The 16,429-nt window shown below is 71.9% G+C and carries 9 protein-coding genes; 6 read left to right on the top strand and 3 right to left on the bottom strand.

Going from position 1 to position 16,429, the window contains the following annotated elements; translation table 11 throughout:
* Nucleotides 1-164: 164 nt before the first annotated feature.
* The gene (locus ACWD5F_RS44170) at nucleotides 165-1,517 is read right to left on the bottom strand and encodes a lysine N(6)-hydroxylase/L-ornithine N(5)-oxygenase family protein (protein WP_451261779.1); all 1,353 of its coding nucleotides are present in this window, start codon (nucleotides 1,515-1,517) and stop codon (nucleotides 165-167) included.
* Between the two features lie 302 nt (nucleotides 1,518-1,819).
* Between ACWD5F_RS44170 and ACWD5F_RS44175 the strand changes: the two genes are divergently transcribed.
* A complete protein-coding gene (locus ACWD5F_RS44175; RefSeq protein ID WP_451261780.1) occupies nucleotides 1,820-2,464 on the top strand; it encodes an FMN-binding negative transcriptional regulator in 645 nt (214 codons plus the stop codon).
* Nucleotides 2,465-2,508: 44 nt separating this feature from the next.
* Here the strand turns inward: ACWD5F_RS44175 and ACWD5F_RS44180 are convergent, their stop codons facing one another.
* Both ACWD5F_RS44180 and ACWD5F_RS44185 read right to left on the bottom strand, forming a co-directional pair.
* The gene (locus tag ACWD5F_RS44180) at nucleotides 2,509-3,309 is read right to left on the bottom strand and encodes an LmbU family transcriptional regulator (RefSeq protein WP_451261781.1); all 801 of its coding nucleotides are present in this window, start codon (nucleotides 3,307-3,309) and stop codon (nucleotides 2,509-2,511) included.
* A 230-nt stretch (nucleotides 3,310-3,539) separates the two neighbouring features.
* Nucleotides 3,540-4,304, bottom strand: coding sequence for a thioesterase II family protein (locus ACWD5F_RS44185; RefSeq protein WP_451261782.1), 765 nt, complete (start codon nucleotides 4,302-4,304; stop codon nucleotides 3,540-3,542).
* A gap of 439 nt (nucleotides 4,305-4,743) precedes the next feature.
* On the opposite strand from ACWD5F_RS44185, the gene ACWD5F_RS44190 reads away from it, so the two are divergent.
* The 5 genes from ACWD5F_RS44190 (at nucleotide 4,744) to ACWD5F_RS44210 (ending at nucleotide 16,421) form a co-directional block, all read left to right on the top strand.
* Nucleotides 4,744-4,959 carry an MbtH family protein gene (locus ACWD5F_RS44190; RefSeq protein WP_451261783.1) on the top strand — a complete coding sequence of 72 codons (216 nt, stop codon included), beginning with the start codon at nucleotides 4,744-4,746 and terminating at the stop codon, nucleotides 4,957-4,959.
* Between the two features lie 475 nt (nucleotides 4,960-5,434).
* Complete coding sequence (locus ACWD5F_RS44195; RefSeq protein WP_451261784.1) at nucleotides 5,435-7,021, top strand: amino acid adenylation domain-containing protein; 1,587 nt, start codon at nucleotides 5,435-5,437, stop codon at nucleotides 7,019-7,021.
* Nucleotides 7,022-7,055: 34 nt separating this feature from the next.
* Nucleotides 7,056-7,286 (top strand): phosphopantetheine-binding protein, encoded by a 231-nt coding sequence (locus ACWD5F_RS44200; protein WP_451261785.1) that lies wholly within the window; start codon nucleotides 7,056-7,058, stop codon nucleotides 7,284-7,286.
* Between the two features lie 128 nt (nucleotides 7,287-7,414).
* Nucleotides 7,415-8,602 (top strand): NAD(P)/FAD-dependent oxidoreductase, encoded by a 1,188-nt coding sequence (locus ACWD5F_RS44205; RefSeq protein ID WP_451261786.1) that lies wholly within the window; start codon nucleotides 7,415-7,417, stop codon nucleotides 8,600-8,602.
* A gap of 43 nt (nucleotides 8,603-8,645) precedes the next feature.
* Nucleotides 8,646-16,421 (top strand): amino acid adenylation domain-containing protein, encoded by a 7,776-nt coding sequence (locus ACWD5F_RS44210; RefSeq protein WP_451261787.1) that lies wholly within the window; start codon nucleotides 8,646-8,648, stop codon nucleotides 16,419-16,421.
* The last annotated feature ends 8 nt before the right edge of the window (nucleotides 16,422-16,429 follow it).

Below are 16,429 nucleotides of genomic sequence, written 5' to 3' on the forward strand. Positions count from 1 at the left end.
GGGCGGTGATCCGTTCGACGGCCCGGGCGGCCGGCTGCTGCCGGGCAGCGAAAGGATTCGCGACCGCACAACCCTGAGGACACAGGGGAAGCCGGTCCCGCTGCCGCGTGAGGTGACCGTGCTGACCGTGCGCCTGCCGGCGGCGCCCCCGGGGGCCGGCCGCTTCAGACGGTTGAGGGCGCCTTCTCGGCGGGGCGGTCGCCCTCCAGTTCGCGCCCGGTGCGCTGCAGCACGATGGAGTCCGCGATCTCGCCGCTGCGCACCGCGATGTTCGACAGCAGCGCCGATGACAGGCCGTGGCTGTGCTCGGTGCCGCCCTGGAGATAGACACCGCAGGTCAGCCCCGATGCGGGGACGAGGCGGTAGTCGCGTTCCATGCGGTGCCTGCCCGCCGTGTCGCGCTGGAAGTGCTGGTCGAAGTCGCCGAGCAGGTGGGCCGGGTCCAGGCCGTCGTAGCCGCTGGCGAAGACCACCGCGTCGACACTCAGTTCCTCCCTGCGGCCATCGAGCAGTGAGCGCAGCACCACCTGGGCCGCGCTTTCGAGCCCGTTGACCTCGTCGACCCGGGTGAGGTTGCGGAAGTGCAGACGCCGGCTGCCGCGCACCTGCTCGTCGTACGTGCGCCGGTGCAGGTCCCGGATGACGTCGGCGTCGACCACCGAGTAGTTGGTGTTGCGGTGGTAGCGCCAGAACGCGTCCTGCGCCTGCGGGGTGCCGAAGTAGTACTCGTCGACCGCGCCGGGGTCGAACACCTGGTTGGCGAAGGGGGTGTCGTCGGCGACGGAGTAGCCGTAGGACGGGATGACCGCCGAGACCTCGGCGTGCGGCAGCGTGTCGTGGAGGAACCGGGTGATCTCCGCCGCGCTCTGGCCGGCGCCGACCACCGCCACGTTCTTGAGGTCTTCCGGGGCCTGCGCGTTGAAGCGGCTGAGGAACTGCGAGCTGTGCCAGACGCGTTCGCCGGCCCGCACGCCGTCCGGTAGTCGCGGCACCAGGCCCGTCGAGAGGACCACGTTGCGGGCGGTGACCGTGCGGGTGGTGCCGTCGCTGCCGCGCACCTCGATCTCCAGGAGGTCCTGTGCCCGGGCTCCGGCCGCGCGGCGGGGCCGGATCGAGGTGACCTCGGCGCCGTAGGTGACCTGCTCGCCCAGGCCGGCCGCCGCCCACTCCAGATACTGGTGGAACTCCTGCCGGGTCGGGAAGAAGTCCTGGTTGTTCACGAACTGCACCAGCCGGTCCGAGGCGTGCAGGTAGGAGACGAAACTGAACCGGGACATCGGGTTCCTGAAGGTCGCCAGGTCCTTGAGGAACGAGATCTGCATGGTCGTCGACGGCAGCAGCATGTCCCGGTGCCAGCCGAAAGCGGGCTGCCGCTCGAAGAAGTGGGACGTGACCGGATGCCGCGGGGCACTCGCCCCGTGCTCCTCCAAGGCGATCGCGAGCGACAGGTTGGACGGGCCGAACCCGATGCCGACCACGTCGTAGATCTCTTGACTGCGCCTGCCCGTTATACCCATTGAAAACTCTCCCGATTTGCGTATGGAAAACTCGGCATTTGGCCCGAGAGACCGTTCTGCAGTGTGCTCCGGGGAGCGCCTCAAAGGCAACTCGAAGTCGCCATGAAGTCCATTCGAAGACTTCTGCAGAAGCGCTCTGCATTCGGGACAGTTGTCCTGTTGACGGGACGGAGATACGGTCGGCGCGGATTCCAGAACCGCTGCATGACGCGGCCGGAGCCGCCGCTTCTTCAAAGCGTGCGACCAGCCATGGCCCGAGCCGCAGTCATGCCCTGAGCCAATTTCCGAAAGGGTGAATCCGGATGTTTGTGCCCCGCTTCTACCGCGAACCGGAGAGTTCGTGGATGGTCGACCTGATCCGCGACAATCCACTGGCGCTCGCAATGGCGAACGGCAGCCCGGAGAACGGTCCGTTTGCCACGCATCTGCCTGTCATCTTCGACCCCGGGACGCCCGGCGGCCGGTCCGGCGAACTGCCGGGAACCGTGCTCCTGGGACACATGAACCGGGCCAACCCGCACTGGGCGGCACTGGAGACGGGCAGTGTCCTGGTGCTGGCGTTCACCGGCCCGCACTCCTATGTGTCGCCCTCGGTGTACGAGGTCACACCGGCCGCCCCGACCTGGAACTTCACCGCGGTGCACGTCCGGGGCGTGGTGGAGAAGATCGACTCGAGGGAGGAGACCCTGGGCGTGGTGCAGTCCACCGTGCGCGCCTTCGAGGGGGCCTTCGGCGACGGCTGGGAGATGACCGACTCGCTGGGCTACTTCCGTAAGATCGCGCCCGCGGTGGGGGCCTTCCGGTTCACGGTGACCGGGGCCGACGGCATGTTCAAGCTCAGCCAGGAGCAGCCGGGCGAGGTGCGCGAGCGGGTGCAGAAGACGTTCGAGCAGAGCCCGTGCGGATACCGGCGGGAGACCGCTGCCCTGATGGGCCGGCTGCCGTGACGGGCCGGCTGCTGTGACGGGCCGCGGATCCCGGCGCGGGAGGCCTAGCTGCCGACGGCCACCGGCGAGGCCTGCCCGGTGAGGTGTCCGGGCCGCGGGCTGTCCTGGAGGGAGCCCGCGCCCGGCACGGCCGCCACCGTGACGCCGGTGAGCTGGGGGACCTCCCGCTGCGGCGGCTCACCGAGATCGTCCAGGGCGTTGGCGGCCGCGCTGTCCAGGGTGGCCGTCACCCACTGCTCGAAGTCGACGCCCGACTGCTGCGCGGCCTTGTGCCACCACTGCAGGCGGCTGCCGGGAAGCTCCAGACGGCGGCTGGGCTCGGCGGCGGCGCGGGACTGCTGCTGCTCGCCCTGCTGGGTGGCGCGCAGGGCGCCGCGCAGCTGCTTGGTGGTCCACTGCCGCTGCTCGGCGCGGTCGAGCCAGAGGTCCTGTTCCTCCAGGGGCATGGAGGCCAGCTCGGCATGGTGCTGGAAGCTCAGGGCGGCCCGGCGCCGGGTGAGGTCGAAACGCCGGGAGACCCACGCGTAGTTGCGCAGGGTCTGGTAGGAGAGGCCGACGGCGCGTATCCCGCGCTGGTAGCGGTCGGTGTAGTTGTCCTTGCCGTAGACGAGCCAGTCGCCCAGCCACCAGGAGGACGAGTCCAGGACGCCGGCGAGCTGGCGTCCGGACCGTTCCCACTCGTCGTAGGCCATGCCGGTGGGCATCTGCAGCCCCACCTTGGTCGTCAGCACCTGGCCCCGGCCCGGCGCGCCCGCCGCGGCGGGCCGGGGGGACGGGGTCGGGGGGAGGGCGGCCGCCGGGCCGTCGTGCGACCCCGGGGTTCCACCGGCCTGACGCGCCATCATGCCTCCATGGGTTGGGTGCCTGCCACCGGCCGGAAGTCTCGTGGGGACGGCTGAAGCGGCGCCGGAGCGCCGCTCGAACGGCTGCGCGCCGAACGGTTGCGCGCGATACGGCTGCGCGGTGCGGCGCCGCACCGCCGCCGGCGGCACCGGCGTCACCGGCGGTTGTGGGAGGGCCGGGCACGTGGTGGGTCCGGCGGGCTGACCGGGGGAGTCCTCCCGGCGGCGGGAGGTCACAGCCGTCCGGCCGCAGGGCCCGGTGCGCCCGTCCGCGCCGCGTGCAGTGCCTCGCTCACGTCCCGTTCGATCTGCCGCAGCAGCGGCCCCGGGTCGTCGACGAAGTAGAAGTGGCCGCCGTCGAAGGCGCGCAGCCCCAGGAACTGCCCGGTGTGCTCCTGCCAGCCCGCCATCCGCGGCGGTGCGGCGGAGTGGTCCTCGGTGCCCGCGTAGGCGGACAGCGCCACCGGCAGCGGACCGGCGTCGGGAGCGGGCCGCCAGGTGTCCACCAGGCGCAGGTCGGCCCGGATGATCGGTTCGAACAGCTCCCACAGGTCGGGGTCGTCGAGCACCTCGTCGGGGGTGCCGCCCATCAGCTTCAGATAGGTCCTCAGGCCGGCCCCGGACAGCTCCTGGTACTCGTCTTCCCGCCGGGTCGACTGCGGTGCCGCATGGGCGGAGACACCGATCCACACCGGCGCCGGCAGGCCCCGGTCCACCAGCCGGCGGGTGATCTCGTAGGCCAGGACGGCGCCCATGCTGTGCCCGAAGAGCGCGTAGGGGCAGGCCGGGTCGGGCCCGATGTCGCGCAGCAGGAACTCGGCGAGGTCGCCGACGTCCGTGATCCGCGGCAGGTCGAGCAGGTGCCCGTGGCCCGGGGCGTCCAGCAGCCGCACGTCCCACGTGTCCGGCAGCCCGGCCGGCCAGGTCCGGTACAGCAGATGAGAGCCCCCCGCGTGATGCAGGACGAACAGGCGCAAGACAGGTGGTGTGCTCTTCATCGCTCCCCCTCGGATCGAGCCGTGCCGCACCGACCGTAAGCGGTGCCCGCCGGGCGGGGCGGGGGCACGAGAGGAGCTCCGCCACGGCTGCGGCGGTTCTCGAGCGATCCTCGGGGGCCGATCCGGATCCCGCGCGATCCGGCAGGCCCGTCCCGGCCACCCGGGGGGCCGGGCATCGTGGCACAGGAACACCAGGCGGTACAGCGGATCCCGGCACAGTGCGGGCCGGCGGGGACGGCCGGCCGGCCGCGGGCACGCCGGCCTTGTTGCGCCGGCGGCCGCGTCCATACGGTGACGTGGCATGCCGGGGTCGCCCCCCGTGCCGGATGTCCCGTCGACCGGACAACGCCGGCCGGCGACCCGCGCCCGGTGCTCCTTCGCACCCGGCCCGGCGATCGCCCATCGCGAGTCACCCCATGACGCTTAAGGACGGTGCCAGTTGAGCACGAACCCATTCGATGACGAGGACGGCCGCTTCAACGTCGTGATCAACGACGAGGAGCAGCACTCCCTGTGGCCGGTGTTCGCCGAGGTGCCCGCGGGCTGGCGCGTCGTCTTCGGCGAGGCGACCAGGGCCGAGTGCCTGGAGTACGTCGAGCGGCACTGGAGCGACCTGCGTCCCAGGAGCCTGCGCGAGGCCATGGCGGCGGACTGAACACCGTACGCATCCCCGCCGGCGGGATGCGCGGTGCCCGGCGCCGCAACCCCACCCCCCCGGTACCCGCGGCCCGGCGACGTCCGCGGCCCGGCGACGTCCGCGGCCCGGCGGCGTCCGCGAAGCGCACGGGTGATCGCCGCCCGGCCCGGTGACCGGTCCGGACCCGCGAAGACCCCCTGAACGGGGCGGACGCAGGCGGCGGCGGGCCGGGGCCGGGAGGGACATGGCACCGGAGCACGGGAGGGTCCCGCAGAACCCGCCGCGGCGGTCGTCGACGAGAACGACCGGGGCGGCCGCCTCGATCGCCTGAGCGCTACGCCGTGGCCCCGGCCGCCACCGGAGCAGGACCACCCCACCGCCCCACCACCGCCCCGCCGTTCCACCGCCGGCCGGCCGGAGGCGTCGCCCGGCATGTCGTCCGTGGTGTCCGGCGCCCTGCCCGACCGGACACCTCTCACATCGGAGTCAGTTGATGATCCTTCAGGGAAAGCGGGTCGCCCTTCCCCCCGAACCCGTCGTCCACAAGCGGTTCGAGGCGCACGCGGCGGACACCCCCGACGCCGTCGCCGTCGTCTGCGCCGGCCGGCAGGTGACGTACGCGGAGCTGGACCGGCGGGCGAACCGGTTCGCCCACTACCTCCTGGCGCGCGGACACGGCCGGGGGGCGCGGGTGGGGGTCTGTCTCGACTACTCGATCGACCTGCTCGTCGCCGTCCTCGGCACGCTGAAGGCCGGAGCGGCCTACGTGCCGTTCGACCCGGCCTACCCGGCGCAGAGGCTTCAGCTGCTGCTGGACCAGGTGCCCGGACTCGCCCTGATCGTGGCCTCCCCGGCGACGGCGGGACTGCTGGGGCCCACGGACGTGGAGGCCGTCGACCTGGAGCGGCTCTCCGGCCGGCTGGAGACGCTGCCCGCCACCGGCCCCGACGTCACCGTCACCGGTGACGACATCTGCTACGCGGTCTTCACCTCCGGATCGACCGGGACCCCGAAGCTGACCGCGGTGCGCCACGAGGGCTGGTTCAACCTGATGAACTGGCTGATGCTCGAGTACGGCCTGCACCGCGGGTCGCACAACCTGGTCGTCAGCGCCTTCGGCTTCGACCTCTCCCAGCGCAGCCTGATGACACCGCTGTTCTGCGGCGCCACCCAATACCTCATGGCGAGCCGGAACTTCGACGCCCTGATGGCGTACCGCATGCTCACCGACCACGACATCCGCACCGTGCACTGCGCCTCCAGCACCCTGTACCTGCTGGTGGACTGGGAGAGCGCGCGCGGGGAAGAGGCGCTGGGCCGGCTCGACTACGTGCTCTTCGGCGGGGAACCGCTCAAGACCCAGCGGATCGCCGCCTGGGCGCAGCGCGAGGGCACTACGTGCACCCTGCTGCACCAGTACGGCGTCGCCGAGTGCACGGACGTCGCCACCTCGTACGACCTCGCCGGCCACTGGCCCGGCGGACACGAGATCCCCCCGGTCGGCAGGCCCGCCCACAACACCGACATCCACCTGCTCGACGAGCAGCTGCGCGCCGTCGCGCCGGGGCAGAGCGGTGAGATCTGCATCTCCGGGGCCGGTGTGGGCGCGGGCTATCTCAACGGCTCCGGCCCCGAGGCCGGGAGGTTCACGACGCTCGAGGTCGACGGCGAGCCGCGCAGGCTGTACCGCACGGGCGACCGCGGCCGGGTGACCCAGGACGGCGACCTCGTCGTCCTGGGCCGGATCGACGCGCAGGTGAAGGTGCGGGGCATGCGCATCGATCCCGCCGACATCGAGCGCGCGCTGGGAGGGCTGGCCGGGGTCCGGGAGGCCGCCGTGGTGATCGGCCAGAGCGGGGCCGGTGAGGCGGAACTGGTCGCGTTCCTGGTCCCGTCGCAGGGCGAGCTCACCGGGAGCGACGTGCGCACCCGCCTGTTGGAGGTCCTGCCGCGGAACATGGTCCCGGCCCGCTACATCCCCATCCCGCAGCTCCCGCTGAGCCCCCACGGAAAAGTGGACCGAAAGGCATTGGCCGAGGCGTGCCGTAATCATTTCGCCGAAATCGGCGCGACGGCGTAGCCGGCGGACCTTGATGAATTCCGAGAGGACTGTGATGATTGCCGACAGGGTGCACGCCATATGGTGCCGGGAACTCCGGCGCGATGACATATCGGCCGACGACGACTTTTTCTTCCTCGGCGGCCAGTCCGTGGCCATGGCGAAGATCCAGATCGCTTTCATCGAGGAACTGGGTGTCGAGGTCACGATGGACCAGATGTACCTCAACCCGACGGTGGCCTCGATTTCCGGCTACATCGAGTCCATGGACTCGGTGGTCTCGTGATCCCGTGCTGAATTGATTCCGTTTTCGGCGGCATATCCGTCCGCTGCGTCGACAGTGCTCCATCGCAATGACTCTTCCGGCTGCGGCCGATGAGATCCATGAATCCATTCGGCAAGAAAGGCGCCGTCATGTACGACGTGATTGTCATCGGTGCACGGTGTGCGGGTTCGCCGGCGGCCATGCTGTTCGCCCGGCAGGGATACCGTGTCCTGCTGCTGGAGAAGGCGAGGTTCCCCCAGGACACGCTGTCCTCGCACTACATCCACCAGCCGGGTATCGCGCTGCTCGACCGGTGGGGGCTGCTCGGCGAGCTGCGTGCCGCGGGCTGCCGGCCGATCGACCACCAGAGCTACGAGGCGCTCGGCGTCCGGCTCGAAGGGTTCTCCCTTCCGGTCGACGGCCACCGCACCACGTACGCGCCCCGGCGCTTCGTGCTCGACCCGATCCTCGCGCGCGGGGCGGTGGCCGCCGGCGTGGACTTCCAGGAGTCCTGCACGGTCAACGACCTGCTGTTCGAGGGCGACCGGGTGGTCGGCGTGCGGTACACCACGCCCGGCGGGGCCGAGGCGACCGAGCGCGCGCGCCTGGTCGTCGGCGCCGACGGCATGCGCTCGCTGGTGGCCCGCAAGGTCGGCGCGCCGAAGGTCGTCGAGCGCCCGCGGATGACCTGCACCTACTACAGCTACTGGGAGGGCGTCCCCGCCCACTTCGAGCTGTACGAGCGGCCGGGACGCTGGATCGCCCTGGCCCCCACCAACGACGGCCTCACGCTGATCATGACCTACTTCCCGCAGAGCGAGTTCGCGAGCGTCCGCACCGCGGTGGAGTCCAACTACCTCGAAGCCGTCCGCACCACGGCCCCCGAACTGTACGAGCGGATGTCCGCGGGCCGGCGCGTGGAGCAGATGTACGGCACGGGCGCCCAGGAGAACTACTTCCGCAAGGCCTCCGGGCCCGGGTGGGTCCTGCTCGGCGACGCGGTGCACCACAAGGACTCCATCACCGCCCGCGGCATCACCGACGCCTTCATCCAGGCGCAGACGCTCACCGACCACATCGGGAAGCAGCTGCACGACGACACCGCGCTCACGGCGGCGCTGCGGCGCTACGAACGCGACCTGGACAGCAAGTTCTACAGCTTCTACCAGGGCGCCCTGAACGTGGCCGAACTCAAGCCCGAGCGGCACACGGAGATGGTGCGCAAGCTGGCCGGCCACCAGGACCTGGTCGACCGCTACTTCTCGACGGTGTCGGGCGCCTATTCCTTCGACGACTTCTACAACAACGAACTGCTGACCGTACTCGACCAGAGCTGACCGGCGGATCGCTCCCCGACAGGCCTGCCGATTTGGAGACTCAATGATCCCGTTGTCGTTCGCGCAGCGCCGCCTGTGGTTCGTGGACCGGTTCGACGGTTCGTCCGCGACCTATAACGGCGCCTTCGCCCTGCAGCTGACCGGTGAGCTGAGCGTGGGTGCGCTGGAGTCGGCGCTGCGCGATGTCATCGACCGGCACGAGATCCTCCGCACCGTGATCGTCGAGGACGACGACGGCGTCCCGCACCAGCAGGTGCTGCCCTTTGGTCGCACGGCGTTCGACCTGCCGGTGCTCCGGGCCGCGGGCCGGCAGGAGCGGGACACCGCGGTCGGGGAGTTCGCCACCGCCACCTTCGACCTGGCCACCGACATCCCCATCCGCGCCCGGCTGGTGCGGTGCGGGCCGCACGAGCACACGCTGGTGCTGGTGATGCACCACATCGCCGTGGACGGGGAGTCCTTCCGCCCGCTGTTCCGTGACCTCAACACGGCCTACGCGGCCCGCACCGAGGGCCGGGCCCCGGCATGGGAGCCGCTGCCGGTGCAGTACGCGGACTACACGCTGTGGCAGCAGGACGTCCTGGGCGACGAGTCCGACCCGGACAGCCTGGCGGGCCGGCAGCTGGCGTACTGGCGCCAGACCCTGGCCGATCTGGCCCAGCCGCTGGCCCTGCCGACCGACCGCCCCCGCCCCAAGGCCATGAGCCACCGCGGCGACATGACCGCGGTCACCATCGACGGCGACCTGCTGCGGGCGGTGCAGAAACTGGCCGCCGAGGCGGACACGACGGTGTCGATGGTCATGCACGCGGCACTGGCGGTGCTCCTGCGCCACCTCGGCTGCGGTGACGACGTGCCCATCGGCGCGCCGATCGCGGGCCGCACCGACGAGGAACTGCGCGACCTGGTGGGCTTCTTCGTCAACACCTGGGTGCTGCGCGCCGACCTGTCGGGCAACCCGGACTTCACACAGCTGCTCCAGCGGGTGCGGGAGCGGGCGCTGGCCGCCTACGACAACCAGGACCTGCCCTTCGAGCGGCTGGTGGAGCTGCTCAACCCCGACCGTTCCACCGCCTACAACCCGCTGTTCCAGGTCATGCTCGCCTGGCAGGAGCCGGTTCCGCGGATGGACTTCCCCGGCCTCGAGGTCCACGTCGACAAGCTCGAGACCGCCACGGCCAAGTTCGACCTGTTCTTCAACCTGATCCCGGACGGCTCGGGCGGGGCGGACTGCCGGCTGGAGTACCGCACCGACCTGTTCGACCCGGACACGGCCCGCGCGCTCGCGGCCCGCTTCGTGCGGGTGCTGGGCCGGCTCGTGGCCGACCCCGGGCGCCCGATCGACGGCATCGACGTGCTGGAGGCGGCCGAACGGGAGCGGCTGCTCACCGAGTTCAACGACACCACCACCACGACGGTGCCCGCGCTGACGGTCCCGGAGCTGTTCGAACAGCAGGTCGCCAGGACGCCGAACGCCCCGGCACTGGTGTGCGGCGAGCGCACGCTGACCTACCGGGAGCTCGACGCGCGGGCCGACGCCGTCGCCCGCGAGCTGGTCAGGCGCGGCGCGGGAGCGGAGGACCTGGTGGTCCTCGCACTGCCGCGCACCGAGGACCTGGCCGCCGGTCTGCTGGGGATCCTCAAGTCCGGTGCGGGCTACCTGCCGATGGACCCGCAGTACCTCAGCGGGCGGGCGCAGACGGTGCTGTCCGAAGCGGCACCGCGGTTCGTGGTCACCGACACCGCGACGGCACGCGAGCTGCCGGACAACGACATGGCATGCGTCAACCTGGACCTGCGGACGCAGTGGGAGCGGCCCGGGACCACACCGGAGAACACCGGCCGGATCCCGCCGCCGGCGCCGGACAACCTGGCGTACGTGATGTACACCTCCGGCTCCACGGGCACGCCCAAGGGCGCGGCGATCACCCACCGCAATGTCGTCAACGGCGTGCGGGAGCTGGTGCGCGTGCTGGACGCGCCGCCCGCGGGGCGGATGCTGGCCGGCACCTCGGTGAACTTCGACGTCTCGGTCTTCGAGCTGCTGTCCACCCTGTCCACCGGCGGCACGGCCGAGATGGTCTCCTCCGCGCTGGTGCTCGGCGAGCGGGACGGCTGGGACGGCCAGGTGATCAGCACGGTCCCCTCGGTGCTGGGCGAACTGGTGGAGCACCTGGACAAGACCACCGACGTGCACACGCTCGTCCTGGCGGGCGACGTCCTTCCGGCCCGGCTGGTGCGCCAGGTGCGCCAGGCCCTGCCAAACGTGCGGATCATCAACTCCTACGGGCAGAGCGAGAGCTTCTACGCCACCACGTTCTGCCTCGCCCCCTCCCAGGAGTGGGACCAGGGCGAGGTCGCCCCCATCGGCACCCCGCTGGGGAACATGCGCGCCTACGTGCTGGGCCCCGGACTGGCCCCGGTGGCGCAGGGCGTGGTCGGTGAGCTGTACGTGGCGGGCACCTGCCTGGGCCGCGGCTACCACGGCCGCCCGGGCCTGACCGCCGAGCGCTACCTGGCCAGCCCGTTCGGGCCGGCGGGGGAGCGCATGTACCGCACCGGCGATCTGGCCCGCTGGAACGCGCAGGGCCAGCTGGAGTGCCTGGGCCGCAGCGACGGCCAGGTCAAGGTGCGCGGCTTCCGCATCGAACCGGCCGAGGTCGAAGCGGTGTGCGAGCTCTACCCCGGCATCCGCGAGGCGGTGGTGATCAGCCGGGAGGTGCCCGCGGGCGGCCGGCGGCTGGTCGCCTACGTGGTGCACGAAGGCGACGGAGCCGTCCCCGACGACGGCGCCGGCGGCGTCGGCGACGTCAACACAATGGCCGGAGCGTCGGCCGCCGAACTGCGCAGGTTCGTCGCGTCCCGGCTGCCCGACTACATGGTGCCCTCGGCGTTCGTGACCGTCGGCCGGATGCCGCTGGGACCGACCGGCAAGCTGGACCGTTCGGCCCTGCCGGACCCGGAGTTCACCGGCGAGGTCTACCGCAAACCCCGCACGGAGACCGAGGAGATCATCGTCGCGGCCTACGTGGACGTGCTCGGCGTGGAACGGGTCGGCATCGACGACGACTTCTTCGCCGCCGGCGGCGACAGCCTGCGCTCCATCCAGGTGGTCGCCCGGGCCCGGGCCAGAGGCCTGAGACTGACCACCCGGGAGATCTTCGAGTGCCGTACGGCGGCCCGCCTCGCCGAGGTGGCCTGCGCCCGCCCGGACCAGGCACCCGCGCCCGCGCTCGCCGAGGAGGCGGGCGGCGGCGTCGGCCCGATGCCGCTGCAGCCGGTGGCACGCCAGGTGTTCGAGCACGGCGGCGGGATGAACCGGTTCGCCATGGCGATGGCGCTCGAACTGCCCCACGGCATCGACGCGAGCGCGCTGGCCGCGACGCTGGACGCCGTCCTCGACCGGCACGACCTGCTGCGCGCCCGGCTGGTGCGCGGCCAGGAACCCTCCCTGGACGTGCGCCCGCCCGGCGCCGTGCGGGCGGCCGACCTGATCCGCCGGGTCGCCTGCGACGGCCGCTGGGACGAGCCGTCCGCGCTCGCCGCGGCCAAGGCCGAACTGGACGAGGCGGCCGGCCTGCTCGACCCGGAAGCCGGCACGACGGCACGGTTCGTCTGGTTCGCCGCCGCATCGGGGGCCGGCCGGCTGCTGGTGGTGCTGCACCACCTGGTGGTGGACGGCGTCTCCTGGCGGATCCTCATGTCGGACCTCGCCGAGGCATGGCAGCAGATCCGCTCCGGCACGACACCCGAACTGCCCGCGTCCGGCACCTCGGCCCGCCGCTGGGCACTGGCGCTCCAGGACGAGGCGCTCAGCCCGCGCCGGGAAGCGGAACTGGCCTACTGGCTGGAACAGACCGAGGAGCCCGAACCCCCTCTGGGCACACGCGCGTTGGACCCGGCGACAGACGTGTGGTCCACCGTCGACACGGTACGGGTGCAGCTGCCCGCCGACGTCACCGACGCCGTGCTGACCGCGCTGCCCGCCGCGTTCAAGGCCACCGGCACCGACGTGCTGCTGGCCGCGCTCGCCCTGGCGGTCGACCGGTGGAGCGGCACACACCGCTCCACCCTGGTCCGCCTCGAGGGCCACGGCCGCGAGGAGGACGTCGTGCCCGGCGCCGACCTCTCCCGGACCGTCGGCTGGTTCACCAGCATGTACCCGGCCCGCGTCGACGTACGGGGCCTGGACCTGGCCGAGGTTCTGGCAGGCGGTCCCGCGGCCGGGAAGGCGATCAAACGGGTCAAGGAGCAGCTGCGCCGGATCCCGGACAAGGGCGTGGGCTACGCCCTGCTGCGCCACCTCAACCCGCGCACCGCCGCCCGCCTCGCCGGCCGCCCGGCACCGCAGATCGGGTTCAACTACCTCGGCCGGATCTCCGACACCGACGTGCCCGAGCACCTGCGCGCCCAGGGCTGGGGACCGGCCCCCTGGTCCGCCGAGCTGATCCCGGCACCCGACCCGGACCTGCCCGCACTGTCCGCCCTCGAGGTCAACTCGGTTGCCACGGACACCGCCGACGGCACCCGGCTGCAGACCGTCTTCCTGTTCCCCACCGGCGTGCTGCGCCCCGAACGGGTGCGGGAACTGGCCGAGCTGTGGGTCCAGGTGCTGCGCGGCCTGGCCGCACACGCCACGCACCCGCGGGCCGGCGGGCTCACGCCCTCGGACGCCCCGCTGGTCGCGGTGAAACAGCACGAGATCGAGGAGTGGGAGGCACGCCATGGTCGGCTGACCGCGGTGTGGCCGCAGTCCCCGGGGCAGTCCGGCATCCAGTTCCAGGCCGCGCTCGCCCAGGACTCCTACGACGTCTACCACATGCAGCTGGTGCTGCACCTGTCCGGACCGGTGGACCCCGCCCGCATGCGGGCGGCCGGACAGCAGCTCCTGGAGCGCTACCCCAACCTGCGCGCCGCGTTCTGCACCACGGCCGACGGCGACCCCGTGCAGGTCCTGCCGGAGCAGGTGGCCCTGCCCTGGCGGCACACCGACGTGACCGGCCGCAGCCGGGCCGAGCAGGACACGGCGCTCGACACCCTCCTGGCCCAGGACCGGGCCGACCGGCTCGACCCCGCCCGGCCGCCGCTGTTCCGCCTGGGACTGCTCACCTGCGGACCGCAGCAGTCCAAGCTGGTCATCACGGCCCACCACACCGTCTTCGACGGCTGGTCCTCACCGCTGGTGATCAGGGACCTGATCCGGCTGTACGCCGGCACCGGCCAACTGCCCCCGGTCCGCAGCTACGGCGACTACCTGACCTGGCTGTCCACCCACGACCGCGAGGCGTCGGCCGCCCGCTGGAAGGCCGAACTCGCCGGATTCGACCAGCCGACCCTGGTGGCCCCGGACGCCTCCGTCCGGGAAGGGGCCTCGGCCATCGGGAAGGTCGAGGTGCCGCTGCCGATCGACAAGGGCCGCGAGCTCGCCCGGCGCGCCGCGGAACTGGGGGTCACCCTCAACACGCTCCTGCAGGGGGCGTGGGCGGTCCTGCTGTCGAAGCTGACCGGACGCCAGGACGTGGTGTTCGGCGCCGCCGTCAACGGCCGCCCGGCGGATCTCATCGGCTCCGACGAGATGGTCGGCCTGTTCATCAACACCCTGCCGATCAGGGTGTTCTGGCAGCCGGAGCACAGCGTGGCCGACGTCGTCACCGCGCTGCAGAACCGGCAGACGACGCTGCTGGACCACCACTACTACGGCCTGGCCGACATCCAGCGCGACAGCGGACTGCCCGCCCTGTTCGACACGTTCATCGGGTTCGAGAACTACCCGATGGACCGCGAGGGCATGGTCGACGCGAACACCTCGGCCGGGCTGACCATCGATGCCATCCGGCCGATCGCCGGCGCGCACTACGCGCTCGCCCTCGGCGCCGCCGACCCCTACCTGCGGCTCTCCCTCGACTACCAGAAGGACCTCTACAGCCTGGCGGAGGCCGAGGCCGTCGGCACCCGGCTGGTCCGCGTGCTCGAGCAGGTGCTCGCCGACCCGCACACCCCGGTCGGCGCGATCGAGGTGCTGTCGCAGCAGGAGCGGGAGCGGCTGCTGGGGCAGGTCAACGACACCGCGCACCCGGTGTCCGGGAACACCCTGCCGGACGCGGTCGAGGCGCAGGCGCGGCGCACCCCGGAGCGGATCGCGGTGATCGGCGAGCAGGAGAGGCTGACGTACGCGCAGTTCAACCGGCGCGCCAACCAGCTGGCCCACTGGCTGCTGGAGCAGGGCGCGGGCCCCGAACGGCCGGTCGCCGTGCGCATCCCGCGATCGGTCGACCTGATGGTGGCGGCCTGCGCGGTCCTCAAGGCGGGCGCCGTGTACGTGCCGGTCGACCCCGAACTGCCCCAGGACCGGGTGCGGCACATGCTCGACAGCGCCCGGCCGCTGCTGGTGCTCGAGGAGAGCCTTCCCGACGTCGGCGGCCACCCCGACACCGATCCGCGGCGCACCCTGTCGCCGGACAACGTCGCCTACGTCATCTTCACCTCCGGCTCCACCGGCGGCCCCAAGGGCGTGCAGGTCTCGCACCGGTCGATCATGAACCGGATCGAGTGGGGCCTGGACCACTTCGCCGTCACGGCCCAGGACCGGGTGCTGTTCAGCACGGCGCCGAGCTTCGACGCCTCGGTCCCGGAGATGTTCGCCCCCCTCCAGACAGGGGCCGCCGTCGTGATCGCGCACCCGGACGGCCGCCGGGACCCGGCCTACCTGGCCGAACTGATCCAGCGCGAAGGAGTGACCGCAGCCGTCTTCGTCTCCTCCCTGCTGGCCGCGTTCGTCGACGAGCCCACCGCGAAACAGTGCACCAGCCTGCGCTGGGTCGAGGTCGGCGCCGAGCCGTTCCCGGCCGCGCTGGCCAACCGGTTCGCCCAGCTGCTGCCCGACTGCGTCGCGCACAACCTCTACGGCCCCACCGAGGCGGCGGTGGAGGTGACGGCACGGCGGCACGAACCGGGCGCCGACCGGCTGCCGATCGGCACCCCGATCTGGAACACCCAGGTGTACGTCCTGGACACGGCGCTGCGCCCGGTCGCACCGGGAGTCGCCGGCGAGCTCTACCTCGCCGGCACCGCACTGGCCCGGGGCTACCTCGGCCAGGCCGAGCTGACCGCACGCCGGTTCGTCGCCTGCCCCTACGGTGAGCCCGGCGCACGGATGTACCGCACCGGCGACCTGGTGCGCTGGGACAAGGACGGCCAGCTCGAGTACGTCGAGCGCAGCGACTTCCAGGTCAAGATCCGCGGCCGCCGCATCGAGCTGGGCGAGATCGAATCGGCGCTGACCTCCCACCCGGACGTCGCCGGCGCGGTGGCCGTCGTGCGCGAGGAGACCGCCGGCGACCAGCGACTGCTCGCGTACGTGGTACCGGCCGCCCCGATGGACCCGGCCGGCCTGGACGTCGAGGCCCTGACGGGCCTGCTCCAGGAGCGGCTGCCGCAGTACATGGTCCCCTCGGCGATCGTCCCGCTCGCCGAACTCCCCAAGACCCTCACCGGGAAACTCGACCGGGCCGCGCTCCCCGCCCCCGACCACGCCGAAGCCGCGGCCGGACGCGGGCCGCGCAACCACAAAGAGGAAGTCCTGTGCCGGCTGTTCGCCGAACTGCTCGGCGTGGAGAAGGTCGGCATCGACGCCGGCTTCTTCGACCTCGGCGGCCATTCGCTGCTGGCCACCCGGCTGATCGGCCGCATACGCAACGAACTCGGCATCGACGTGAAGGTCACGACGATCTTCGCCAGCCCGACCGTCGCCCAGTTGGCGGATCAGCTCGATGAACAGGCCACGTCGAACCGGCCCCAGCTGCGTCAGATGACCGTTTAGGAGAAGCG

Source organism: Streptomyces sp. NPDC002499, assembly GCF_053595415.1.